The sequence below is a fragment of the Leptolyngbya sp. FACHB-60 genome, assembly GCF_014695775.1.
Classification (GTDB): Bacteria; Cyanobacteriota; Cyanobacteriia; order Phormidesmidales; family Phormidesmidaceae; genus Nodosilinea.
In genome coordinates this window covers 100604-125324 of sequence record NZ_JACJOX010000016.1, presented here as the reverse complement: position 1 = coordinate 125324, position 24721 = coordinate 100604, and the positions used below count along the sequence as shown (strand labels likewise).

Annotated in this window: 21 protein-coding genes and 1 pseudogene; 11 read left to right on the top strand and 11 right to left on the bottom strand. The window is 57.0% G+C overall.

The features are described from left to right. Positions 1-346: 346 nt before the first annotated feature. Together H6F57_RS04675 and H6F57_RS04670 are read left to right on the top strand one after the other, a co-directional pair. A complete protein-coding gene (locus H6F57_RS04675) occupies positions 347-1696 on the top strand; it encodes a HAMP domain-containing sensor histidine kinase (protein WP_190626515.1) in 1350 nt (449 codons plus the stop codon). 106 nt (positions 1697-1802) lie between these two features. After that, the gene (locus H6F57_RS04670) at positions 1803-2366 is read left to right on the top strand and encodes an SRPBCC family protein (RefSeq protein ID WP_190626513.1); all 564 of its coding nucleotides are present in this window, start codon (positions 1803-1805) and stop codon (positions 2364-2366) included. A 476-nt stretch (positions 2367-2842) separates the two neighbouring features. On the opposite strand, the gene gyrA is transcribed toward H6F57_RS04670, so the two are convergent. After that, positions 2843-5470, bottom strand: coding sequence for a DNA gyrase subunit A (gene gyrA / locus H6F57_RS04665; protein ID WP_190626511.1), 2628 nt, complete (start codon positions 5468-5470; stop codon positions 2843-2845). Positions 5471-5716: 246 nt separating this feature from the next. Here gyrA and H6F57_RS04660 point away from each other — a divergent pair, with 246 nt between their 5' ends. The 5 genes from H6F57_RS04660 to H6F57_RS04640 all read left to right on the top strand — a co-directional run bounded on the left by H6F57_RS04660 (position 5717) and on the right by H6F57_RS04640 (position 13406). Further along, positions 5717-6664 (top strand): histone deacetylase, encoded by a 948-nt coding sequence (locus H6F57_RS04660; RefSeq protein WP_190626509.1) that lies wholly within the window; start codon positions 5717-5719, stop codon positions 6662-6664. A gap of 648 nt (positions 6665-7312) precedes the next feature. Beyond that, positions 7313-7903 (top strand): TetR/AcrR family transcriptional regulator, encoded by a 591-nt coding sequence (locus H6F57_RS04655; RefSeq protein WP_190626507.1) that lies wholly within the window; start codon positions 7313-7315, stop codon positions 7901-7903. A gap of 144 nt (positions 7904-8047) precedes the next feature. Next, on the top strand, positions 8048-9316 hold the full coding sequence (locus H6F57_RS04650; RefSeq protein ID WP_190626496.1) for an efflux RND transporter periplasmic adaptor subunit: 1269 nt from the start codon (positions 8048-8050) through the stop codon (positions 9314-9316). Positions 9317-9430: 114 nt separating this feature from the next. Next, the gene (locus tag H6F57_RS04645; RefSeq protein WP_190626494.1) at positions 9431-12679 is read left to right on the top strand and encodes an efflux RND transporter permease subunit; all 3249 of its coding nucleotides are present in this window, start codon (positions 9431-9433) and stop codon (positions 12677-12679) included. A 136-nt stretch (positions 12680-12815) separates the two neighbouring features. Next, positions 12816-13406 (top strand): GUN4 domain-containing protein, encoded by a 591-nt coding sequence (locus H6F57_RS04640; RefSeq protein ID WP_190626491.1) that lies wholly within the window; start codon positions 12816-12818, stop codon positions 13404-13406. A 189-nt stretch (positions 13407-13595) separates the two neighbouring features. Here H6F57_RS04640 and H6F57_RS04635 read toward each other — a convergent pair whose 3' ends face one another. The 3 genes from H6F57_RS04635 to H6F57_RS04625 all read right to left on the bottom strand — a co-directional run bounded on the left by H6F57_RS04635 (position 13596) and on the right by H6F57_RS04625 (position 16075). Next, the gene (locus H6F57_RS04635; RefSeq protein WP_190626489.1) at positions 13596-13982 is read right to left on the bottom strand and encodes a hypothetical protein; all 387 of its coding nucleotides are present in this window, start codon (positions 13980-13982) and stop codon (positions 13596-13598) included. A gap of 140 nt (positions 13983-14122) precedes the next feature. Then, on the bottom strand, positions 14123-15040 hold the full coding sequence (locus H6F57_RS04630; RefSeq protein ID WP_190626488.1) for an ABC transporter permease: 918 nt from the start codon (positions 15038-15040) through the stop codon (positions 14123-14125). A gap of 9 nt (positions 15041-15049) precedes the next feature. After that, positions 15050-16075 carry an ABC transporter ATP-binding protein gene (locus H6F57_RS04625; RefSeq protein WP_190626487.1) on the bottom strand — a complete coding sequence of 342 codons (1026 nt, stop codon included), beginning with the start codon at positions 16073-16075 and terminating at the stop codon, positions 15050-15052. Between the two features lie 235 nt (positions 16076-16310). Between H6F57_RS04625 and H6F57_RS04620 the strand changes: the two genes are divergently transcribed. Beyond that, positions 16311-16502 (top strand): toll/interleukin-1 receptor domain-containing protein, encoded by a 192-nt coding sequence (locus tag H6F57_RS04620; RefSeq protein WP_190626486.1) that lies wholly within the window; start codon positions 16311-16313, stop codon positions 16500-16502. A gap of 130 nt (positions 16503-16632) precedes the next feature. Here H6F57_RS04620 and H6F57_RS04615 read toward each other — a convergent pair. The 3 genes and pseudogenes from H6F57_RS04615 to H6F57_RS04600 form a co-directional block, all read right to left on the bottom strand. Then, positions 16633-17234 (bottom strand): annotated as a pseudogene (locus H6F57_RS04615) (hypothetical protein). 416 nt (positions 17235-17650) lie between these two features. Next, on the bottom strand, positions 17651-18631 hold the full coding sequence (locus tag H6F57_RS04605) for a heme o synthase (RefSeq protein ID WP_190626483.1): 981 nt from the start codon (positions 18629-18631) through the stop codon (positions 17651-17653). Between the two features lie 91 nt (positions 18632-18722). Beyond that, the gene (locus H6F57_RS04600; protein WP_242024853.1) at positions 18723-19823 is read right to left on the bottom strand and encodes a heme A synthase; all 1101 of its coding nucleotides are present in this window, start codon (positions 19821-19823) and stop codon (positions 18723-18725) included. Between the two features lie 475 nt (positions 19824-20298). Between H6F57_RS04600 and H6F57_RS04595 the strand changes: the two genes are divergently transcribed. From H6F57_RS04595 to H6F57_RS04585, 3 genes are all read left to right on the top strand, one after another. Beyond that, positions 20299-20637, top strand: coding sequence for a hypothetical protein (locus H6F57_RS04595; RefSeq protein WP_190626482.1), 339 nt, complete (start codon positions 20299-20301; stop codon positions 20635-20637). Between the two features lie 178 nt (positions 20638-20815). Next, entirely contained in the window at positions 20816-21193 is a 378-nt protein-coding gene (locus tag H6F57_RS04590) for a hypothetical protein (RefSeq protein WP_190626480.1), read from the top strand. 7 nt (positions 21194-21200) lie between these two features. Continuing rightward, on the top strand, positions 21201-21944 hold the full coding sequence (locus tag H6F57_RS04585) for an alpha/beta hydrolase (RefSeq protein ID WP_190626477.1): 744 nt from the start codon (positions 21201-21203) through the stop codon (positions 21942-21944). Here H6F57_RS04585 and H6F57_RS04580 read toward each other — a convergent pair. The 4 genes from H6F57_RS04580 to H6F57_RS04565 form a co-directional block, all read right to left on the bottom strand. Further along, positions 21941-22807 carry an alpha/beta hydrolase gene (locus H6F57_RS04580; protein WP_190626474.1) on the bottom strand — a complete coding sequence of 289 codons (867 nt, stop codon included), beginning with the start codon at positions 22805-22807 and terminating at the stop codon, positions 21941-21943. The genes H6F57_RS04585 and H6F57_RS04580 overlap by 4 nt on opposite strands. A gap of 80 nt (positions 22808-22887) precedes the next feature. Continuing rightward, positions 22888-23343, bottom strand: a complete 456-nt coding sequence (locus tag H6F57_RS04575; protein WP_190626470.1) for an NUDIX hydrolase — start codon at positions 23341-23343, stop codon at positions 22888-22890. 3 nt (positions 23344-23346) lie between these two features. Further along, positions 23347-23811 carry a thioredoxin-dependent thiol peroxidase gene (bcp, locus tag H6F57_RS04570; RefSeq protein ID WP_190626467.1) on the bottom strand — a complete coding sequence of 155 codons (465 nt, stop codon included), beginning with the start codon at positions 23809-23811 and terminating at the stop codon, positions 23347-23349. Positions 23812-23915: 104 nt separating this feature from the next. Next, entirely contained in the window at positions 23916-24695 is a 780-nt protein-coding gene (locus H6F57_RS04565) for an SDR family oxidoreductase (RefSeq protein ID WP_190626465.1), read from the bottom strand. Positions 24696-24721 lie beyond the last annotated feature (26 nt).

Here is a 24721-nt window from a genome sequence, read left to right as displayed (position 1 = left end):
AGGAACCCGCTAGGAAAGGAATTTTTGCCAGGGTAGCGAAAGTTTAGCCATCCCCAGTGCTGACTTCATTAATACTAATGTCCTGCTGACAATTAGTGTAGAGGCAGCGTCATCGGCCTAGGAAAAAGCCGTAAAGCTGAACCCTGCGATGGTCAAACACCAGGCTTCGGCCGTCGCGGCGGAGATTGCGGATTTTACGGAGCGAAGGCGATCAAAAAATTGGCGTATTCACGGATACTGCCTTGCAGGTTAGTAGATAGGCTAGAGGTAGTCGAAGGTGAGGTTGGGCTAGCCCAGACCCACCCCCGGCTCAGGAGGTCAGGAATACTTCGCTGGATGGTTGCCCATGGCTTCGGAAAATCCGACGGTTTTGTTCCAAGCTCGCCCTCCTGAAGGGCTAGCCTCTACCTCCGCCAATCTTTGTGAAGGGCGCGAAACCTGGCCTCTGGTTCACGCTCTGGCTGCTACACTCAACGAGCCTGACATTTTGCCGTCTTTGGCGGAGGTGCTGGGCACCCACTTGGGAGCAGGGGCTTGCTTGCTGCTCTGCCGCTATCCTGACCACGGGTTGAGCTATACCTGTTGGCGACAAGGGGAAGCTACTGCTAGCTACCAACTTGGTGACGTCAAAAGCGGCTCGACTCTAGATCGGCAGCGCCACGTAGCCTTAGAACTCATTCAGCAAACCATTGACCAAGCGGCAGGCAAGGCTCGGTTGTCTTGGCAGAAGGGGCTAGCAGGGCTGTTGCGGAATGAAGCAGAGACACCTGCCTGGTTACGCACTATTGTGCACTGCACCGCTATTGCTGTAGACGGGGCAGGGTTTCAGGGAGCGATGCTACTGCTGGGAGTTGGGGGGCTAAGCGTGGAGCCTTCCGCCCAGGCTAATTTGGCTAGCTTAGGCGCGATCGCCTTTCACCAGCACTACCTCCAGGGGCAAGCCCAGCGCAACACCGAACAGCTGCGCTACCTCAACTACCTTAAAGAAGACTTTCTCAGCACCCTCAACCACGAGCTACGCACCCCCCTTACCAGCATGATGCTGGCCATTCGCATGCTGCGCCGCCCCGATCTTACCCCCGAGCGATCGGCTATGTATTTGGATATTTTGGAACAGCAGTGCACCCGCGAAATTAACCTGGTGAACGACCTGCTGATGCTGCAAACTCTGGAGTCTAAGGCTCCAGCAGAAGTTCGCCAATCCACAGATTTAGGCCAGCTGCTCACTGACATGGCCAAACAATCTCAGGAACAATTTGACCAGGCTCAGCTAACACTGGCCCTACAGCTACCGTCTAAGCCAGTATTGCTAGCCACCGATCCAGAGCGGCTAACCAAAGTGCTAAAAGAGCTGATAGGCAACGCCCGCAAGTACTCAACCCCCCAAACGGTTGTGACCTTTGCCCTAGCAGACAATCAGGCCCAGAATGGGCGGGTCACCCTGCAAGTCAGTAATCTGGGGACAGCCATTGAGGCCGGCGACTTGCCCCACATTTTTGACAAGTTCCGACGGGGCTCCAATGCTACCAAAGACGGCATTGCTGGCACCGGTACCGGCCTCGCCTTGGCCCGTGGGCTAGTGGAGCAGTTGGGGGGCACTATAAAGGTGTCGAGCCAGCCGATCGATTCTCAACTCTGGCAGACCTGTTTTACCCTTGAGTTTGAATGCCATGACAAATTGCTACACAGTTCATAGGGCCACAATTCATCGGGGCAACACCATGCCAGCAAAATTTGCTGGTATTCTGGGCACAGGCGTGGTGGCTTGGCCAAACTACACCGTTAACGGCTGGTTTTAACCCATGACTGCACTAACCCCTGACACTAACTTTGAATCGGCGCTTCTAGACGCTGAGGTTTCTGCTCAAGTAGCCGGTGTCAGCATCCACACCGAAAAGCTAGAGGGGCAGCAGCGCCGTATTTTGGCCTCAACCCAGATTCCAGCCACAGCCGAGCAGGTTTGGCAGGTGCTGACGGACTACAACAACCTGTCGAGCTTTATCCCCAATCTTTCCCATAGTCAGCGGCTGAGTCATCCCAACGGCGGCATTCGATTGGAGCAAATTGGCTCTCAGTGCTTTCTCAACATCAAGTTTTGCGCCCGCGTGGTGCTAGATATGGTTGAGGCTTTCCCTAAAGAACTACGCTTCTCGATGGTAGAGGGTGACTTCCGCCAGTTTGAGGGGAAGTGGACCCTAGAGCCGGTGAAGAATGCCGCTAGCGAGGTGGTTTGCCTGGGCTATGACCTGGTGATTCGGCCTCCTCGAGCGATGCCAGTGGCGCTGATTGAGCGGCACATTCGCAATGACTTGAGCCGCAATCTGAAGGCGATTAGCGATCGCACCCTCATGCTGTCTGGCGGTTAGTTCATGTTCTAGCAGGGGCAAAGGGTTTGACGTTATTGGCAATGAGCGATCGCAGTCTCTGATTAGCGATTTGTGACTGCTACGATGCCAGCGAATGGCTACCGAAAACCTCCTAAAAGCCAATTTCTTAAGTGAAGCCCATTCACATATCGTTGATTTTAACGTGGCGAGGCGTTGTCACACAGCGATCCACCGCCTCGCGGGTTTTACAGCCGCCCCCCAAGTGGGCCAGGGAATTAACAGCGGCTGCACATTGTCATGCCAATCAGCACGAGCGAAAAGAGCGCGTTTAGTCAGCCAGCTACACGACGTTAACCCCTGTCACCTGGTTCATCCGGCGGTGGAGCACCTCCATCATTGCATGAGCTTATAGAACGCAATGCTTCGTTCTACGTCAGCAACGGGCAAGGCAATGTGAGTTAACCCAAGATCCGCCATGACGACTTACTTCACCAAGGATGGGGAATGTTCAGGGTTTACTCTTCCTGGGCAGCGGCTTCGGTGGATACCTCAGTAGCCTCCTCGATCGCTTCCACAATCGCTTCTACCGTGTCTTCGAAGGGTTCTTCCTGTAATGCAGGGGGCACAACGGCCACTGCAGCGATCGCATCCTCCGCATCAAGCCGCTGTAGCCGCACTCCGGTCGCCGGGCGCGACTGAATCGAAATATCGTTCACCCGTTGGCGAATGATGATGCCCCGGTTAGTCACCAGCATTAGCTCATCGCCCTCACCCACTACCAGCAGCGAGGCCAGGGTATCGTCGCGCTTGCGGAACTTGATTGCCATGAGGCCCAGACCCGCCCGGTTTTGCAGACGGAACTTGGCCACCGGCACCCGTTTGCCTAGGCCCGACGCAGTAATAACCAGCACCCAGGGGCCACCCTCACTGCCGTTAGTCACGATATCGTCGTCATCGTCGCTGTTGCTGCCTGCCTCCGTGGCCTGCACCACTGCTTCCACCACCTGGCTGGGCAAAATATCCATGCTGATTAGCTCGTCACCGTCGCGCAGAGACATCGCCCGCACGCCGCGAGTGGGGCGACCCAAGGGCCGCAGCTGGTCGTCATTAGCTTTAAAGTGAATGGTCATGCCCCGGCGCGAGCCAATCAAAATGCTGTCGGTGTTGCGGGCCAGACGCACCCACCGAAGGTGGTCGCCCTCTTCGAGGGAGATGGCAATCAGCCCGTTGGTGCGAATGTTGCTAAAGGCCGACAGGGCGGTTTTCTTCACAAAGCCGCCCTGGGTGAGCATGACCAGGTAGTCTTCGTCGGTAAACTCGCGCACCGCCAGCACTGAGGTAATCGCCTCTTCTTTGGGGATGGGCAGCATTTGTACGATGGGCATACCCCGTGCAGCCCGCGAACCTTCGGCAATCTGGTAGGCCCGCAGGGCGTAGGTGACACCGCGATCGCTAAAGAACAGCAGGTAGTCGTGGGTGTAGCAGGTGATGAAGTGCTGCACACCATCATCTTCCTTCATTTTGGCCCCGGCCTTGCCTCGGGTGGCGCGGCTCTGGGCCTCAAAGGTGGCCACGGGCATGCGCTTGATGTAGCCCTGGTCAGTGACGAGAATCACCACCTGTTCGTTGGCGATCAGGGAGATGTCGGTGAGTTCCGCATCATCCATTTCGATCACGGTGCGGCGGGGGCTGTCGTGCTTGGCCTTGAGCTCACCCAGCTCAGTAGTGATGATTTCGAGAATGCGCTCGCGCCGGGCCAAAATGTCTTGCAGATCGGTGATCTTGGCGACCAGCTCTTCGTGTTCCTGCTGAATTTTGTCGGCTTCCAGGGCGGTGAGGCGGCGCAGCTGCATTTGCAGAATGGCGTCGGCCTGCAACTCTGACAGGCTATAGGTGTCCATCAGCTCTTGCTTGGCGGCGGGGGTGTCGGCGGCCCTACGAATCAGTGCAATGATGGCATCCAAATTCGTCAGGGCAATTAGGTAACCCTGGAGAATGTGGTCTTTTTCTTCAGCTCGACGCAGCTCGTACCGGGTGCGACGAACGATGGTTTCTTCGCGAAACTCAAGGAAGACTTCCAGCATCCGCTTGATGCCGAGCAACTGGGGTTCCCCGTTGACTAGGGCCAGCATGTTGACGCCAAAGTTATTTTGCAGGGGCGTCTGCTTGTAGAGGTTGTTGAGCACTACCCGGGGGTAGGCGTCGCGCTTTAGCTCAATGACGATGCGCATGCCGTCGCGATCGCTCTCATCCCTGATATCCGAAATGCCCTCTAGGCGACGCTCGTTCACCATTTCGGCGATGCGCTCGATCATGCCCGCCTTGTTGGTCTGGTAGGGCAGCTCGGTGATGATAATGGCTTCGCGATCGGGCCGTCCCCGGTGCTCAATGGTTTCCATACTGGCCACACCGCGCATGGTGACCGAGCCGCGCCCGGTCATATAAGCGTCGCGAATGCCGCTGCGGCCGAGAATCTGCCCGCCCGTGGGAAAGTCGGGGCCGGGGATGATCTCCATCAGCTCGCCGGTGGAGATCTCAGGGTTATTGATCAGCGCAATTACACCGTCAATTAGCTCGCCGGGGTTGTGGGGGGGAATGTTGGTCGCCATGCCCACGGCAATGCCCGAAGAGCCGTTAAGCAACAGCTGGGGCAGCCGCGAGGGCATCACCACCGGCTCCTGCTGGGAACCGTCGAAGTTGTCGGCAAAATCGACTGTGTCAGACTCAATATCTTGCAGCAGCGAGTCGCTAGTCAGCGATTGCAAGCGACACTCGGTATATCGCATCGCCGCCGGGGGGTCGTTGTCGATAGAGCCAAAGTTGCCGTGGCCGTTGATCAGCGGCACGCGCATAGAGAAGTCTTGGGCCATGCGCACCAGGGCGTCGTAAACCGCCGTGTCGCCGTGGGGGTGATACTTACCCAACACTTCACCCACCACACGAGCGCACTTGCGGAAAGGGCGATCGGCGGCTAAACCCAGCTCGTGCATGGCGTAGAGAATGCGGCGATGCACTGGCTTGAGCCCGTCCCTGGCGTCTGGCAGCGCTCGACCCACAATCACGCTCATGGCGTATTCCAGGTAGGAGCTTTGCATTTCAACGCGCAGATCGGTAGGGACGATGCGCTCTTCTGGGGTCGCCATAGGCTCAAAAACTCCGAATTTGCGAACAACAAAGCGCTAGTCAGACCCTCGCACCGAGCGGTGCTGAATAGCGCTTATCAGTATGTTTTTTGGGGACTCATGTAGGTTATATTTTAGCACGAATTCCCCGGTTCAAATCAGCGGGCGCTATGGTATAGACAAGGGCACGGAAACCTTGATATAGCGTTGTTTCACTGCGCTACTTGAATCCCTAATTCCGAATAGTTCACCCTCTCTAAATTCACAGTGCACCACGCTCTCACCCTCGCCGATTTTGCCGTCATCTATTCGTCCGCATTTTTGACCCACGATACGGGTAGTTTTCACCCCGAAAATGCGGGACGGTTGACGGCGATTGTGGCCGCTTTGGAGAAAGCCTCCTGGGCCGACCATCTTGACTGGCGCGAACCAACTCCAGTAGCTCAGCGGGCTGATGTGGATACCTTAATCGCCCAACTCCACAACCCCCGCTATGTCACAGCCCTGCGGGAGATCGCTCACAGTGGCGGCGGCCACATCGACGGCGATACGGTGGTGTCTGAAACCAGCTATGCTGTGGCGCAGCTAGCGGTGAGCGCTTGGCTCGATGGGGTCGATTATGTGCTCGAGACGGGGCAGTCGGCCTTTGTCCTGGCACGGCCACCAGGGCATCATGCAGTTCGCGATCGTGGCATGGGCTTTTGTCTGTTTTCCAATGCGGCGATCGCAGCCCACTACGCTCTAAATCAATCCGCGATTAATCGCGTTGCTATCCTCGATTGGGATGTACACCACGGCAATGGAACACAAGCTTTGGTGGAGGGAAATGCTGCGATCGCCTACTGCTCTCTCCATCAACTTCCCGCATACCCCGGCACTGGCCACAGCAATGAAACTGGCTTTCACCAAAATGTCCTGAACATACCTATGCTCCCTGGCGGCGCTAGCGACGTTTACTATATGCAGTTCGAGCAAAAGGTAATTCCCTTTCTTAAAAAATTTCATCCCGATCTGCTTATTATTAGCGCTGGGTACGACGCCACCGCCGCCGACCCATTGGCCAATATCAACCTACAGCCTCAGGATTACGGCATATTCACCCAGCAATGCCTGAGCGTCACCGACCAAATTCTGTTTGGTCTCGAAGGTGGCTATGACTACCACTCGCTTAGTCAGTCGGTGCTGGCTACTATTAGCGCCCGACTAGGATTGTAGGAGCTTTGAATTCAAGCATAAGCAGTTAACGCTCTTCGTTGACTCTGGACAGAAAATAGCTGAAACAACGCAGATACGCAAATGGCCATGCTCGGTTCCAACCAATTCTCGAAGTTTCAGCGCCTTAGGACGAGTGCATTGCCCTAGTCACCCACGAATACCTATTCCTAACAAGTCTTGGTCGTAGGGACTTAGGCCGTTGCGGTGACTTTGAATGAGCTAAGCGACTCGCAATCAGAGTATTGAAAAAAATGACTAGCAGACCTGATAGTGAAATGCTAACTTTGCTAGCAGATTTTGCACTTGAACTGCTTTTCCTTTTCCTTTTCCTTTACCAATTAACGGAGGAACGCCACACCTGCTCTTTGAAGACAAAGAGCTTGTTCTCCTTCATAGAAATGCTTTACAGCGGATTAGGTATTTGCCAATATTTTGGGAAAGACGAAGATTTGTATTGTGTCAAAGTTAAAGGCTGCTGGTAGGTTGCCGACAAAAGTGTATGACACCCGTAGGCTGTCAGATGTAAAGGGTTTACAGGACGAAATAAAGGGGATATGGTTTTTATACCGACCGTCCAACATAAAATTTGTGGTTATGGGGTAGGTTTTTGAAGCTGCTTAGAGGTTAGGCCGCAGCGCCTGAGTGTGTATGCCCAAGATCGTGGATCATGACCAATACCGCAGGGAGCTATTAGACCAATGCTTTGACCTATTTGCTGAAAAGGGCTACGCTGCGCTGACCATGCGCCAAATTGCCCAGTGCTTAGGGGTGTCGACGGGTACGCTCTACCACTATTTTCTCAGTAAAGAAGGGCTGTTTGAGCAACTGGTACGCAAGACTATGCTGCGAGATATCCAAAGCGCGATCGCCGTTGCGAACCAAGAAAAGTGTGTGTTGGGCCGAGTAGAGGCCGCCCTAGAGTATGTCGCCCAAAACGAAGATTTTTTAAGGAAGCAAACGCTGATTTGGCTTGAGTTTTATCAGCATCAGCACCGAGAGAGCGGTGTTCCAACCGAGGTGTTTCATGAGGTTTGGCAAGAGAGCGAGCAGCAGATAGCTGCCCTGCTAGGGCTAGATGATCCAAAACTGGTCAGTTTGCTCAGCTGTGTAGTAGACGGCATTTTGCTGCACCGCATCTATGAACCGCAGAGCTGCTCGTTTCGCGACCACGCCCGTCTGCTGCTCGACATGTTAAAGCTCTATCTCACCGATGGAGGTTCGCTACGTTCGCTGAATTGAGTAATACCGATTTTTCAACGGATTTGAGATGACGGGCGTTGTTGGTTAGCCCAGACGGCGACGACGCTATGACTCTAGCTTCTCTGAATTACCATTAAGCAATGGCATCCGATGTCTAACCAGCACTCAAAGTTTAGTTATCCTATGCTGCCAGTGAATACTCGTCGATCGCGACAGGTTTTGGGGGCCGCCCTCACCCTGTCGCTCGCTGTAGCGGCCTGTAGTCGACCGGCCCCAGACGCCATGACAGGCCCCCCAGCGGTGCAGGTGCAGGTGCAAGAGCTTCAGCCCGGTACCTTTGAGGAAAGCTCTGATTTTGTCGGAGCTTTAGAGGCTGAGCAGCGCATTGAGCTCAAACCAGAGGTTGAGGGCCGGGTCACTCAGGTGCTAGCCGATTCTGGTAGTGCCGTTGCCAGGGGGCAGCCTGTAGTGCAGCTCAGCACCAACCAGGTGCAGTCTGCGGTAGCGGCAAACCAGGCGGCGGCTCAGGCAGCCGGATTTGGGCGCAATGCGGCCCAGGCCCAAGTTGATGCGGCTCAGGCAGAGCTGGCCCGCGCTCAAGCCGATGTCGAGCTAGCTGTAGTTGACTTTGGCCGCACCGAACGACTAGTAGGGGCGGGGGCGCTGAGCCGTCAAGAGTTGGACAATGCCCAAAACCAGTTAAACGTTGCCCAGGCTGCCCAACGTCAGGCCTCAGAAAACGTACGAGCTGCCCAGGCTCAGCTACAGCAAGCGCTCTCAACCTTTCAACAAGCCCAGGCCCAGGTGGATGTCAGCCAGGCAGATGTTGGCTTTAAGCAGGTGGTGGCTCCGGTGGCAGGCTTTTTGGGTGATGTATCACTTAAAGTCGGCGACTATGTGCAGGCCGGGGATACCCTGGCCACCATTACTCAAAACAGCGCGCTACTTTTGCGGATTCAGGTGCCGACCACCCGAGCCAGCCAGTTGCGAACGGGCATTCCGGTAGAGTTGCTTAGCCCCGACACGGGTGAACCCCTGGCTACCGGAAGCGTCAATTTTATCTCGCCCGAGGTGGATGGTGAGGGGCAATCGATTTTGGTCAAGGCTCGCTTTCCTAATGAGGCGGGCAATTTGCGTGATGGTCAGTTTGTGCGGGCGCGGCTGATTTGGAGCACAACCGCTACGCTGCTGGTGCCCACGGTGGCAGTTACTCGCATTGCCGGGCAGAGCTTTGTGTTTGTGGCCACCGATCAGCCCCAGGAAGACGGCCAAACCCTGCGGGTGGCCACCCAGCGACCGGTGCAGCTGGGGCCAATCCAGGGAGGCAACTACCAGGTGATTGACGGTCTAAAAGCCGGAGATGAGGTCATTGTGACCAACATTCTACAGTTGCAAGACGGCAGGCCTATTGACCCTGAAGCCCAGGCTTCAGCTACGCCCTCGCCTGACTGACGAAAATATTTGCTGCTTAACGACTGTTCGGTGTCTGCATGGCGCCATTTATGAGGCGATTCCCTAGGAATCACAGCTCTTCTAACCTCCCTTAAGCCCCCCGGTATTTCACCTATGGCGCTGTTCTCTATTGCCGACAACTTTATTCGTCGCCCGGTGCTGACCACCGTGTGCACCATGCTGATTGTGTTGGTGGGGGCGGTGGCTATCCCTCTGCTGCCCATTGAGCAACTGCCCGAGATCGCGCCCCTACAAATTTCGGTGGCAGCCAACTACACCGGAGCCGACGCTGAGACTGTAGAAAATAACGTCACCACGGTGCTGGAGCGTGAGATTAACGGCGTAGAGGGGATGGAGTTCATCACCTCCAGCAGTACCAACACCGGCCAGAGCAGCATCAACGTTGTGTTTCAGCCCGGACAGGATAAAGATTTTGCTCAGGTGAATGTGCAAAACCGGGTGTCTCGAGCTGAGCCCCAGCTGCCGCCGGAGGTGAGCCAGCTGGGGGTAACGGTAAACGCGCAGTCGCCGAGCATTTTGCTGGTGTATCGCTTCTTTACCGATGACGATCGCTACGACGCACTGTTCCTGAGCAATTATGCCGATCTGTTCATTCTCGATGAGATGAAGCAGATCAACGGTGTGGGTAACGCTGAGGTGTTTGGGGCGGGGCGTTACGCGATGCGCCTGTGGCTTGACCCTACCGCCCTGGCGAGCCAGTCGTTGACCCCCGGTGATGTGGTAACTGCTCTGCAAGAGCAAAACGTGCAGGTGGGCGGCGGTTCAGTGGGGGCACCGCCTGTGGACAGCGGCCAAGCTTACCAGTACACGGTGCGGCTGCCCGGCCGCCTGGAGGAGGTGAGCGAGTTTGAGGATTTAGTGGTGAAGGTGGGCGCGAACGGTAACCTGGTGCGCCTGCGGGATGTTGGCCGGGCTGAGCTAGGTGCCCAGGACTACAGCTTTGATGCTAAAACGGGCGGTAAGCTGGCAGCCGGTCTGCTGGTGTATCAGCTGCCGGGCAGTAACGCTCTGCAGGTAGCTCAGGCCGTGCGCGATCGCATCACTGAGCTTCAGGCGAGCTTCCCACCGGGGTTTAGGGCTGAGCTGGTGTTTGACACTACCGACTTTGTGCGGGTATCTCTTGAGGAGGTGCTGATTACGCTGGTTACGGCGATCGTCCTGGTGTTGCTGATTTTGTTTATCTTCCTGCAGGACTGGCGGTCGACCATCATACCGGCGATCGCAATTCCTGTGTCGCTGATCGGCACGATGGCCTTTCTGCTGGTGTTTGGCTTTTCTATCAACACCTTGACCCTGTTTGGTTGCATTTTGGCCTCGGGGGTGGTGGTAGACGATGCGATCGTGATTGTGGAGGCGATCGCCGCCAAGATCGACCAGGGCATGCGCCCTCGCTTAGCCGCCCTAGATGCCATGCAGGAGCTGTCGGGGGCGGTGGTAGCGACGTCACTCGTGCTGATGGCGGTGTTTATTCCGGTGGCGTTCTTTCCGGGCAGCACCGGCAAAATCTATCAGCAGTTTGCCCTCACCATTGCCTTTGCGATCGTGGTGTCAACGTTTAACGCCCTCAGCTTTTCGCCCGCCATGTCGGCCCTGCTGCTGCGGCCAACCCCCCCAGGTCCGCGCAGCGGTCTTTTAGGGCGGTTCTTTGACCGCTTTAACGACTTCCTGGGGTGGACAATTGAGCGCTACCGACGCTTGGTGCGAGTGCTGATTCGGCTGCGTTATGGGGTGTTGGCGCTGTTTGCCGTGGGCCTAGTGCTGATGTTCTTCATGTTGCGCTTAGTGCCCACGGGCTTTGTGCCCGAAGAAGACCAGGGTTACTTTCTGGGCATTGTGCAGGCTCCTGACGGGGTCTCGCTGGAATACACCAAGCAGGTTATGGGGCGGGCCGACGAGTTGATTTCTCAGTTTCCGGAGGTGACCAGCACCTTTATGCTGTCGGGATTTGGCTTTGACGGGCCATCGCCTAATCGAGGGGTATTTTTTGCCACCCTGGCCCCGTGGGAGGAGCGGCGTGCGGCTGAGTCGACCGTCGCGGGGCTGTTGCCTAAGGTGAATGGCGCGCTGTCTGGCATTCAGGAGGCGCTGGTGATTGCCTTCAACGCGCCGCCGGTGCCGGGCTTTAGCCCTACGGGGGCGCTGGAGATGCAGCTGCAAGACCGCAGCGGCAACCAGATGACCATCGACCAGTTTTTGGGCAACGCCTACGAAATTATGGGACTGGCTAACCAGTCGCCCGCCTCCATGGGGGTGTTTACTCAGTTCACCGCCAGCTCGCCCCAGGTGCAGGCAGATATTAACCGCGATCGCCTCAAGGCGCTTGATGTCGATATCAGCGAGGCGCTGTCTACGGTAGGTACCTACCTGGGATCGCGCTACGTCAATGACTTTACCAGCGGCGGGCGTAACTACCGGGTCTATGTGCAGGCCGAGCAAGAGGCTCGCAACGAACCCTCTGATATCAACAATATTTATGTGCGATCGCGCCAGGGCACCATGGTGCCCCTAGGCGAGGTGGTCACCCTGAGCGAAGTGGTCGGCCCCTCTACTATTAACCACTTCAACCTGCTGCGAGCGATCAAACTGGAGGGCATGCCCGCACCGGGGGCTAGCTCTGGCCAGCTGATTGCCGCCATGAGTGAGGCCCATGCCCAGGCGGCCCTGCCGGTGGTGGCCCAAGACTGGCAGGGCACCGCCCGCGAAGAAATCGCCTCGGGCGGCCTGGCCACTATTATCTTTGGGCTCGGGGTGCTGGTCGTGTTTTTGGTGCTGGCGGCCCAGTACGAAAACTACGTTGACCCGATTATTATTCTGCTGACGGTGCCGCTGGCGGTGCTGGGGGCGCTGGTGTTTCTGTTTTTGCGCGGGCTAGACCTCAATATCTACGCCCAGGTGGGCCTGGTTATGCTGATTGGCTTGGCTAGCAAAAACGCCATTCTGATTGTGGAGTTTGCTAACCAGGCCCGCAGTCAGGGGCTGGGGCTGGTGCCCTCTGCGATCGCCGCTGCCGAACAGCGCTTTCGACCGATTATTATGACGGCAATTTCGTCGCTGGTGGGGTTCTTTCCGCTGCTGATTGCCACCGGAGCCGGTAGCGCCAGTCGCTGGTCGGTGGGCTACACCGTATTTGGTGGGCTACTGGTGGCTACGGTGCTGAGCCTGCTGGTGGTACCTGTTCTCTACGTGGTTCTTAAGGGCTTGGCCGAGCGGCTGCTGCCGGGTGGCCCTGGGGCACCGCCGATGACCACCTCATCTAGCTTGGGTAGCGGCGATCGCTCCAGTTCCCGAGAAGCCGACGAGGCTCTGGCTCCCCTTCGTTCCCAGGGGGAGAACCCCGCATAGAGCGGCGATCGCGACGATTGCGACCGGGCAATACTAGAATTTATAGCGTTGACCAGGTTCGTCTGGCACCCGGTGACCAAGGTGCGCAACCGTTTCAGGGCATGGTTCTGGCTCACAATACCTGTAAGGAGTCGATATGGATGAAGGGTCGCAGGCTGAACTGGCTGCTCGCCTAGAGGCATTAGAGGCCAGGGTAGAAGGCTTTATTCAGCAGGGGATAACAGAGCGCATCGCTCGCCTAGAAGACGCGCTAACTCTTGTAACCGATGTGGAACGCTATCAACCCCTTCAGCGGCTGCTTAAAACTGGCAAGCTGAGAGAGGCTGACGAAGAAACCGTGCGAGTAATTTTGCAGGAGGCAGGCACCCCCGATCGCGAAGATTTAACCCCTGATGCCATTCGCCTGTTTCCTTGCAGTGTGCTGCGGGTGGTAGATCGCCTGTGGACGACCTACACAGGCGGTCGATTTGGCTTTAGCGTGCAGCTTCAGATTTACCAGGCCGTGGGCGGTACCCTTGAATCAGCGCTGGTTCAAGACGCCGCTACCCTCAACCGCCTCGGTGAGCAGGTGGGCTGGCGTCAAAACGACCAGTGGAAGACCATTGACCAGGCTCGCCATGACCTCGATGACCCCGTAGGCTGCTACCCCGTTGTGTGGTGGGATTCTCCCTACGGAGCCAAAATGGTCAACTATTTTCTTAGCCGCCTGTTTACCTGTTCCCTGTAGGGTGCGGACAGAGATGAAGCTTAGAAAACGTCGGGAGGCAAAGCCTTCACTCCGTTCTTTCATGCAGCTACTCAAAGCAGCCGTTAAAAAAATCGCCGCTGAACTCTCAGCGGCGATTTTTCGTTGTTTTGGAGTGTGTCCTTTTTCCAAAGCAGACGACTTACTGTCTTTTACCCTAAAAACAGTGGCTTACTCTTCGCCAGTTTCGGGAGTGATGACCTCAGTCGCCTCAGTCTGGGTAGGCTGGGGCTGCTGACGGCGCATGGCATCCTGCTGTAAGGTGCGGAAATTCAATGCTTCGTCGCTGATACGGCCGCGGTGCTGACGGCTAAAGTCGCTGGGGGTGCGATCGTTCATCAAAACCGCCCGGTGAATTAGATCGAAGGGGCTGCTGCTCTCGCCAAAGATGCCGCCGTTGGCATCGCTGTCCCCAAACCCTTCATTGGTATCGGCACGCGGGGTGCGGCTTGGGTCGGTGGCCGTAGACTGAGCCAAAGCTGCCGGAGCCAGAACTAATAGGCTAGCGGCGGCGATTGCGGCAGCTACCGGTCTAGAGAAAAAAATTGGGTAAGCCATAGGAGCACTCCTTGACACCATAACAACTAAGACTTTGATGCACAGGGAACCGTGCTGTCTACGCTTGCCATTGTAGCGGCTAACTCGCTAGCTGCCGACCCCTGCATGCCAGCTCTGCGATTGGCTCAACAGAGTGGCCACTAAGCAATACGGCGGCGCAGCAGAGGCTGAATGAGCCCTAACGCCAGACCACAGAAAACCACCAAAACCGCTAGACAAGCCCCCAGCGAAACAGCCGCAAAAGGCGTTTGCAGCACTGTGTCACCCAAACCCCAGACTGGGTGCAGATAGACGTAACGAATGGGCTCAATGGCGTAGGTCAGTGGGTTTAAGCTAGCCACTACCTGGAGCCACCGGGGCATAAAGTCTAGCGGAACCAAAGCCGTACTCGAAAAGAGCAGGGGCAGGTTTGTCACAAAGATCACACCGATCAGCTCAATGTGGCCAGGCAGCGCAAAGGTCAATCCTAAGCTGAGGGCCGTCACACCTAGCACCAGCGCCATGACGATAAACAGCACTAGCAGTAACCCCGGCAGGCTAGGCAACCCTGCACCAAGCACAGCGCTAAGGGCCAAAATTGCCGCCGTTTGCACCAGGCTCAGGGCAGCAATAAACAGCGCCGACGCCACCACAATGGAGTAGCGCGAGGCCAAGGGTGCCACTAAGAACCGGTTCAAAAAGCCAAACTCGCGGTCAAACATCACCGGTAGGCCAGCGTTGAGCGCACCCCCAAAGGCGGTAAACACAATGATACCTGCCCCCAAGAACTGGCCATAGTTGCGGCTTTCGCCAAACAACCCTGCCGGCACGTTCTGAAACAGCGCCCCAAACAGCACTAGCCAAATTAACGGCTGAATTACTCCGGCCACCAGGGTAGTCGGGCGGCGCTGAAGCTGAATAAATAGTCGCCGGGTCATGGCGAGGGTCTCTTGCAAAAAGGCTCCCGAGACCAGCCCTTGGGATTTGATCAGGTCAGCCTTCCAAGCTTTAAGGTCTGAATTCTCAAGGCTGGGGGCAGCCTCGCGCCGGGGGGATGGAGTGGGAATAGTGGTGCTCATGGTGTTATCCTAGCGTCCCTTCATGGCCTGTTTCTTTTCTTTCTTAAGGTCGCGCTGGCCTACGGCAGCCAGCTCCGCATCCATCAAGGTGCGGCCTGTGGCGGCCAGATACACATCGTCAAGGCTAGGGCGCGATTGGGCAATGCCAAATACTGGCAGGTCAGCGGCTTTGAGCGCCTGCTGTACCGTCAACAGCACATCGGGCTGACGGTCAACCACTAAGTTGAGAGAATTCCCCTGAGCCGAGTTGACGATCACCTCGCGCACAAAGGGCAGCTCAGCTAGCATGGTGCGGGCATCGGCGGCTTCGGCATCAGAGGTGAATTCGCGAATGCGCAGGGTGATGCGATCGCCCCCAATCTTATCTTTCAAATCGCTGGGGGTGCCGGCCGAAATCACTCGACCTCGGTCGATGATGGCGACGCGATCGGCCAGGGCATCGACTTCTTCGAGGTAGTGGCTGGTAACTAAAATTGTGGTGCCCGCCGCCCGTAGCTGCCGCAAGAAGCCCCACACTGCCGATCGCGTCTCAATGTCGAGGCCAACCGTGGGCTCGTCGAGCACCAGCAGATCAGGCTGATGGAGCAACCCAAGGGCCAGATCAAGACGCTTTCGCAACCCCCCAGAGTAGGTGCCAGTCTTTTTGTCGGCCCAGTCACCCAGCTCTAGCAGGTCGATCATCTGGTTGATGCGAGGGCCAGAGACACCCCTAGGCATGTGGTAGATATCGGCCTGAAGTCGCAATAGCTCGCGCCCGGTCAGCACCTTGTCGAGGGCAACTTCCTGGGCGATATAGCCCAGGTACTGGCGCACCAGCCGAGGCTGCTCGACTACCGAAACACCCATCACCTCAAGGGTGCCGCTGTCGGGGGTGGCCAGGGTGCAGAGGCAGCGGATGGTGGTGGTTTTGCCCGCTCCGTTCGGCCCTAACAGGCCAAAAATTTCGCCGGGCTCAATGGTGAGAGACACATCCCGCACCGCTTCCACCGCCCCGTAGGACTTCTTCAGGTTTTGAATTGTTACCGCCGCGGCCATCTGTAGAGCTAACCCCAAACGTATTGGTTCCTACATTGGTTATTCTACAGAACTCCACAGAGCGGCGGGGGCAATTGGGTTTGTAAGCAAAATCTAAATGTTTATCAGGAACTCGGTCTAGAAGCGGTTTACTTAGGGGGGGACGCTTTTCACCTCAGAAAAATCCGGTCTCTTTGGAGAAAACAGGGTTGAAAAATTAGAATTCCAAACCTCCTTACATTCCTCTAGTCGCTCTATGCCGGCCTTTGAAGACGCCTTTATTTGCTACGGACGGTCTGACAGTAAAGCGTTTGTGATCGCCCTTAAAGAGCAGCTCAAGGCCAAAGGCTTGGGGAATATCTGGCTCGACCTCTATGAATTCCTGCCGCTACCGAAACAGTGCCAAAAGTGTAGCCAGGCGATCGACGACAAGAAACCGCTTCTGTGAGCTGGTGGGATTTTAGCTGTAGACCCAATACCTTTCTCAGCGCTGTTGAGCAGGCTTTAGGAAGCAGCACTGCTTTTGGGAGCAAGCGTAGAATCGAGCGGCTTTGGAGCCAAAGAGTTCATGGCAAGACTCAGAAGCTGGTGGAGCTGAAGTACTGCTGCAGGCGATCGCGCATCTGATCGACCGGCAAGGATAAATCTACGATCTCTAACTTACCGTTGGGCTGGTAGTGCTGAATCAGTTCAAGAATCGCTGGATCAGTCTCAGGTAGTGGTGTGGCGATCGAATCCGCTAGACGCCCACTACCTGACAACACAATCGCCGGTCTGCCCGTCGCCAAATTTTCTTTCAAGTCGACTAAGGCTATCTGGCCGCCGTTGACCAAAATGGTCAGCGCCGGGCAGCCAACAGAAATTTGGGAGGCAAACTCGGCCAGCCAAGGCGACTCACTGCCCCACTCATCACCAGGGATGAGAAAAAAGTGGGTGTGGTTAGGCTCTAGGTCATGGAGGGAATCGTCGTCGTGGCGATCGCTCGGCAACCGAGCCTTACCCTGGGGCACCACCCCAATAGGGGAAATTTGCCACCCATGGTGCGGCGTGCTTGACCCATAAGGTGAATTGGTCCGGAATCGGTGCCGCCATCAAGCACCGTTAGGCCCAAAGATTGGGCTAGACGTGCAAACACCTGGTCAAAGACCGTTTGCAATCGCTCGATGCTCTCGGCAGACATCAAGCTAGTCCCTCCGATAATCACCAGAGTAGGCTGAGCTATGGGCAACTCCATGCAGTCTAGGGCCTGTAGACTCGTGGTTTGATCCGATAGCGACAACACCTGAGCACTATTGCCATTGGGGAATTGAACGTCGCTAATTTCAGGAACAAAGGGGCGCAGCATACGGCGGCAACACAATTTAAGACACTATCTCAAAGGAAACGTATTTATACGCTTCATCGTGGAGCAACCCACCACCCGTTTGCCCAACGGCTATGCTCGGCGCTATGTAAAGCACCGCAAACGATAAATTCATAACAGGGATTATAGTCAGCTTCGGCTTTCTGGAGACACACTCGTCCTCAGAAAGCTTGTAGGCTGTTCCCTCAGCCTCCTTGTGTTGATGTGCTCATTCTGTTTGCTCGGAAATTGACTTAGAAGGGCAGCATGCTGATTAAGGGCTCTAGATGGCTTGAAAGGCTTGCCACCAGGGCACGGGTCACGGGCCAGCTATCGACTACCATGCCGGCCGACAGCAGCATCATGTAGAGAATGGAGAACTTGAACAGTCCTTTGGCCAAGTCGCGATCGCTCGGCGCTTGCAGCAATGCCCAGGCCCGCTGAATGAACATAACTCCTAGCACTAGGGCGATCGCCGCATACACCGCACCAGTCGCTCCTAGGGGAAACGTCATCATCAGCGTCAGGGGCACCAACACCAGGGTGTAGTACCAGATCTGCTGCGCCGTGGCCTCGTCGCCTGCGATCACCGGCATCATCGGCACGTTGACCTTGGCGTAGTCATCTTGAATTAGCATGGCCAGTCCCCAAAAGTGGGGCGGCGTCCAGATAAACACGATCGCAAAAAATAGCCATGCCGCCAGGGGCAGATCGCCCGTCACTGCTGCCCAGCCCACCAGGGGTGGAATCGCTCCGGCAGCGCCGCCGATAACGATGTTTTGAGGCGAAGATCGCTTCAGCCAGAGGGTATAGACCCCCACGTAAATGGCAATGCCCAGCATGGCCAGCCCGGCGCTCAGCAGGTTGGCCACCCAGGCTTGCAGGCCAAAAGACAGCACCGCCAGCACCCCAGCAAACACCAGCGCGTCGCGCACCTGAATGCGTCCGGCGGGAATGGGACGGTGGCGAGTGCGCTCCATGTCAAAGTCAATGTCGCGATCGTAGACGCAGTTGATGGTCTGAGCCGAAGCCGCTGCCAGGGTGCCGCTCAGCAGGGTCACCATCAACAGCACCGGGTCGATTTCGCCCTGGCTCGCCACCCACATCGCCGCTGCTGTCTCAATCAGCAGCAGGGGGATGATGCGGGGCTTGGTGAGCTGCACATAGCTCTGCACAACGGCCTTAAAGGTCTCGTGGTGCCGAGTGGGGGCAGTCCATGTGGTGGTCTGATTCATGCAAAAAATCCTAAATGGTTTTAAAGCCGTAGCTGTCAGCTCAACGGGTTCGAAAAAGGTGGTAACAACCTCATTACGACGGCGAACGTCTTTAGACCTCGGCGGTAGAAACTGTGGGAGTAGAGGGGGTTTCGGCGGTGCCCAGACGACCATCCTCAGGGGGCGACTCTAGGCGACTCTGGGACAGATCGCTGCGCGCATCGCGCCAGGCCAGCACCGTAAAACACACTAGGGTGCCCACCAGCGCTGCCCCCAAGGTGTGGTGAGCTACCGTCAGCGGCTCAATTTGTAGCCGGAGCCGAAAGGTCGCAATGCCCATCACTAGCTGAAGCACCAGCAGCACGCTGACCAGGCTGCCTAGCCGCCTTAAGGGATAAGTTAGGGCTGGAGTGCGCCACACTGTCCAGGTCAGCGCCAGCACCATGGCTGTGGTGGGCACAATGCCCAGCAGATGGCTATTCATCACCTGGCACAGCTCCTTGAGCCCTAGGCACTGGTGCGCCGCCCAGCGTGACCCTACCAGGCCCCCCAGCAGGCATTGGGTGTAGACCACGGCCAGTGCTGCTAAGCCAATCCAGGGCAAACGACCCACGGTGCCGGTGCTGCGGTAGGGCAGTAGGCAGCAGGCAATGACTAACATGGCGCTAAAGAACAGTAGTGCCGTACCTAGGTGGGCTGTGACAATGTCAAAGCGCAGCAGCTGGGTTACCGTCAGGCCCCCGAGCGCTCCCTGCACACCAATGAGCGCCAGCGCCCCTACCGCTGCCCAGGGCAGCCAATCGGGCACCTGCCGTCGATACCACAGGCTGAGAGCGACCAGCCACAGGGTGCTGAGACCAATTAGGGCGGCATCGAGCCGGTGGAACCACTCTAAGAACACCTGGAGGTTCATCTGCTGCTGAGGCACCAGTTGGCCGTAGCACAAGGGCCAGTCAGGGCAGGCCAGACCCGCATTCATTACCCGGGTAGCGCTGCCTACAGCCATGAGGGCGAGGGTAGCCACGGCAATCTTCCAAACCAGTCGACGAATGCGATCGACCGGGGTAGGAGCAGCGTTATTGTTGGGCCACAGCGCTTCACGGGCTGTAGCCGGGGATAAAAGCGAGGGAAAGTTTGCGGCCATGCCATCTCCAGCGGTAGCAATGCGATCGGGGAACGGGCTTCGGATGGCGTTTTGGGGCGTTGTCCCCAAGCTGCTGAGCCGAGCGAAGCTCCGTAGGAGTAAACACTCAAGCGTATGATTACAGAACTAAATACATACCTTAGTCCTCATACCTGGGTTGTTACTTACTACTTTAGAGAGGTAAACCCTTGATTTGGCAAAGCTTTAGGGTTTTCTTTGGGATTTGAATGGTGTGCCGGGTGGCTATATATAAACTGGCTTTGTGCCGTAGCAAGACACACAACGTAACCTATCGTTACTTTTGACGAAGGTTCGGGGCGAGGCTGGGGCGACAGGGGTGAATGGGTGAATGGGTGAATGGGTGAATGGGTGAGGGCGATCGCCAGTCTAGGCACCCACCCTAATCGCCCAGTGACACCCAGGTGACACAATGGGGTGGCCCAATTGTTTGGCTGGATTAGCTCCAATGAGTGAAACGTTTTGGCTTCAGTGGCCAGCCAAACCGACGACTCTGTTTAACCGATCGCAACGAGATACTGCATCTATGAGCACCCCCCTCACCTTCAACCTGCCCCAGGGATCTGTTCGCTTTACCTTTTCGGTAGAAGCGGCCCAGTCTCTTAAGGCCTCTCTAGACGAGCTGATGACTGCGCTGAAAAGCGCTGCTGCCCAGGGGGGAGACACCAGTCGTCGGATTCCCCAATCGCTGATGGAATATCGCCACAGCGGAGAGGTGTTTCTGGAGGTGTTTTGCAATCCCAACATTTGGCCCAGCCCCTTTGCGGCCAAGGTGCTGCTGACCTTGCGGGACGATCGCATTCGCGTCACCACCGAGGCCGAGCTGTCGCAGATCTATGACGACGTCATCACGTATCTGGGCTAGAGGGTACTAAGTTGCCTCTCTATACCCCAGGTGGGATAGTAGCCTGAGATGCCACATCCAATCGGAGAGGCGCGATAGAATATGAGCGCCAAAGACCGCCGGAGCGGCATTGGTTGCGTTTAGAGCGGTCTGCTTTGACCATCAAGCGCTTGATTTGGAGTTTTTAAGGCAGCAAGCTATGTACCCTGATGACCTGTCTCAAACCTTGCAGAAGGGAATTCGCGTTACCCTCGGGGCCACCGCATCGTTGATTGAAGCCATACAGGACCCCGAAACCTCAAGCCAAAAGTTTTCTGAACTGGGCGGCGACGTCAACCGCCTCACCGAAGAGTTAGAGGTCAAAGGCGAGGTCACCGAGCGTGAGGCCCGGCAGTTTGTGGATGGATTGCTCAGCCAAGTGCCTAACCCTTTTGGCGGCTCTAACTCGGCAGCCGGTGAGACCACAATCACCACCGTGGCCAGCACTGTAGTCGACACCGCTGTGCAGAGCGATCTAGAGGCCCTTACCCTTGAGCTGGCGACAATTCGCCGTGAGATTGAGGCGCTCAAGGGCTAAGGCAAGCATGGTTGGCACCGCCACATCATCTCCAAAGGGCAAAGCTGAAGCTCCGGCGATCGCAGAAGACACTGATCTGGCGATCGCCGAGCGAGAGATCTACTTTATCAGCGGTCTCGGTGCCGACTGGCGGGTGTTTCAACGCTTGCAGCTAGAGGGCTATCGGCCCGTGCACATTCTTTGGCAGCGCCCTCAACGCCATGAATCCATCGAGCAGTATGCTCAGCGATTGCTGACTCAGGTGACGGTAGAAAACCCGATTCTGGTGGGGCTTTCCTTTGGCGGGCTAATGGCGATCGAGATGGCGAAGCTCTGTTGCCCGGAGCAGGTGATTGTGATTTCTAGCGCGACTACTGGGGCGGAAATCCCGGCCTACTTTAAGGTGTTTCGCTGGCTGCCGGTGCAACTGGTGGTGCCCTTTAAGCAGCTGCTGTGGGCAGTGCATTGGCTTTTGACCTGGCTGTTTGGCCTCAACAACCGCGATGACTGCTCACTGTTTAAGCAGGTGTTGGTCGATACCGATCCCTGGTTTCTCAAGTGGGCCATCAATCAGGTGGTGAGCTGGCAAAATCAGGTGGTGCCTGAGGGTTTGGTTCACATTCACGGCAGTAGCGATCGCGTCTTTCCCTTTGGCTACCGCAATGCCGATGTGGTCGTGCCCGATGGCGGCCATCTGATGGTGCTCACCCGGGCCGAAGAACTGTCTCAACTGCTGATGAAGACGCTGACAACTAGCCCTGTGGAGAGCTAAGGCACCGTTGAGCTGGGTTGAGTGGGTGCCGCAGGTGTCTTGCGCACCTGAAAGGGCAGCTCGGGGAGCTTGAGCTGATCGAGGGCGGTTGCAATCTCCTGCTCATCCACTCCTAAGGATGTATGGGCGGCGGTGAGTTCGCGGTATTGGGGATCGGGCAGGAGGCGCAGCCAGGTCTGGGTGAGCTGGTGAGTCACGGAGTCAGCGGCGGCAGCCTCTAGCACCAGGGTCGGCAACCAGAGTTGGCCTAGCCCCTGGTGTAGCAGTTCGCCGTTGATGGCGGCGGTGCGGCGCTGAAAAAGCGTTTTGCAGGCAGCAGGGGACTGACGCAGGCAGCGGCGGCGATCGCGCAGCGCTCTGACCCAGGCGGCTTTACCCAGCCAGGGCAGCATCAGGGGCAGGGGTGACCAGGGGGCCACCAGCCAGCGATCGCGCTGCCAGCGGCCTCGTAACGTGCGATCGTTCACTCCCTCGGGAGCTATCACCGTCAGGCTCTGCACCTGGTCGGGGTAGGTGAGGGCATACTGGCCTGCTACCCAGGCTCCTAGAGAATGGCCCACCAGTCGAAAGCGATGAATGCGTAGGGCGCTCAGCAAGCTGTGCAATGCTTCTACCTGGAGGGCCACCGAGTAGGCTTTTCCCTCTCGCCACGACTCGCCAAAACCCAGCAAGTCGGGGGCCAAGCAGTGGTATTGAGGAGCCAGGCACTGCATGGCCGGTAGCCACTGGGTGCTGTCTTGCCAAGACCCATGTAAGAAAATCACCGTTTCTGCCTGGGTTTTGCCGCCCTCATGCCAAAACAGGTTGCCGCTGGGGAGCTTCATGCGGCCAGTGCGAATGGGAATCTCAGCGGGTAACGGCATAGGGACGCGGTGGGTAGATGGCACTAGGGTAACCGGAGGGTAGTGCCCAGTCCGTCAGACCCAGCAAACTTACCCAAAGCTTAGGCTAAAACCGTTTCTCCCTTAAAGAAATCTTGCAAATGCTGACGGTGGTCGTGGGAGAGGCGATCCCACGGCAGCTCTTCGCGGCTAAAGGCGGAGGCCTCCAGAATTTCACGGGGATCAGCCGGATAGGGCTTGCCCGTCACCCGCACCGCCACCGTCACGCACACCGAATGAAATCGGGGATCGCGTCCTGGTTGGGAGTATACCCCCACCAAACGCTCTAACCCCACGGTCTGGAGCCCGGCCTCTTCTTTCAGCTCGCGGGCGGCGGCGGTGATCACGTCTTCGCCCCAGTCAACAATGCCGCCGGGCAGACTCCACAGGCCGTTGTCGCGGCGGCGTACCAGCACAACGGTGCCATTGGCCATTAACGGAATGACGCAGGTACCGAGGATAGGGCGGCGCAGCAGCAGCCCCAGCAGGGTACGTAAAATATGGGCGAAGTAGGCCATGGGCTAGAGGGTTTCCAGGTCGGAGAGCACTTCGTCGGCGTGGGTTTCGGCTTTGACTTGGAGGTAAATTTTCTCCAGGTTGCCGTCGGAGCCGATGATAAAGGTGCTGCGGGTAATACCCATATATTCTTTACCCATGAACTTTTTCAGGCCATAAACGCCGTAGCGGCTGGCCACTTCGCCGCCCTCGTCCACCAGCAGCGGAAAGGGCAGGCTGAACTTGTCAATAAACTTGCTGTGGGTCTTGGCGTCGTCAGTGCTCACCCCCAGCACGATGGCATCCTTACCCTGGTAGTCGGCGTAGCGATCGCGGAACCCACAGGCTTCTTTGGTGCAGCCGGGAGTGTTGTCGCGGGGGTAAAAGTACAGCACCACTCGCTGTCCCTTAAGGTCGGTCAAGCTATAGGTCTTGCCGGTAGCATCGGGCAGGCTAAAGTCGGGAGCGGGGTCGCCAGCGGAAAGGGTCATAATCGATATTGCGAATGAAGGGACGATTGTGCCATCGCTCATTGTATAGCGGTGGTCGGTTGCTCAGGTGTTTGCAGCTGACTCAAGCGAACGACTTGCGGAAATTACTCAGCTTGCCGATGGGTGTGGAATACGGAGGCTTGAGCGGTCGGCATCAGCATTACGTCGCTGACGTTCACATGGGCTGGGCGAGTGACGGCAAACACAATGACGTCGGCCACATCGTCGCCAGTTAGAGGGGTCATGCCCTGGTAAACGCCCTGAGCGCGATCGCGATCGCCGTCAAAGCGCACCAGGCTAAACTCGGTTTCGACCAGGCCGGGGTCAATATTGGTGACCCGCACCGGAGTGCCCAGCAGGTCAAGCTTGAGACCCTCCGACAGAGATCTAACGGCGGCCTTGGTGGCGCAGTAGACGCTGCCACCCGGGTAGGTCTGCCGCCCGGCGATCGAGCCCACATTTACCACGTAGCCGCGCCCGCGCGCTACCATGCCCGGCACCACTGCCCGCGTCACGTAGAGCAATCCTTTGATGTTGGTGTCGATCATCGCTTCCCAGTCGTCTAGGGGCGCTTCGTACTGTTTGTCGAGCCCCCGGCTGAGCCCAGCGTTGTTGATCAAGATGTCGATCGCCTGCCAAGCCTCTGGTAATTGTGCGATCGCCTCACTGACGGCCTCTCGCTGGCGCACGTCTAGCACCACTGTCAGCACTTCCGCAGCATGCTGTTGCTGAAGTTCGGCGGCTAGAGTTTGCAGCGGTTCCCACCGGCGGGCGGCCAAAATCAGCCGCGCTCCGATAGCCGCAAACCGGCGGGCACAGGCGGCCCCAATGCCACTGCTAGCGCCGGTAATTAGAACGGTTTGGTTTCCGATTGAGGTGGCCATAGCAGAGAAAAATTAAATGCTGATTG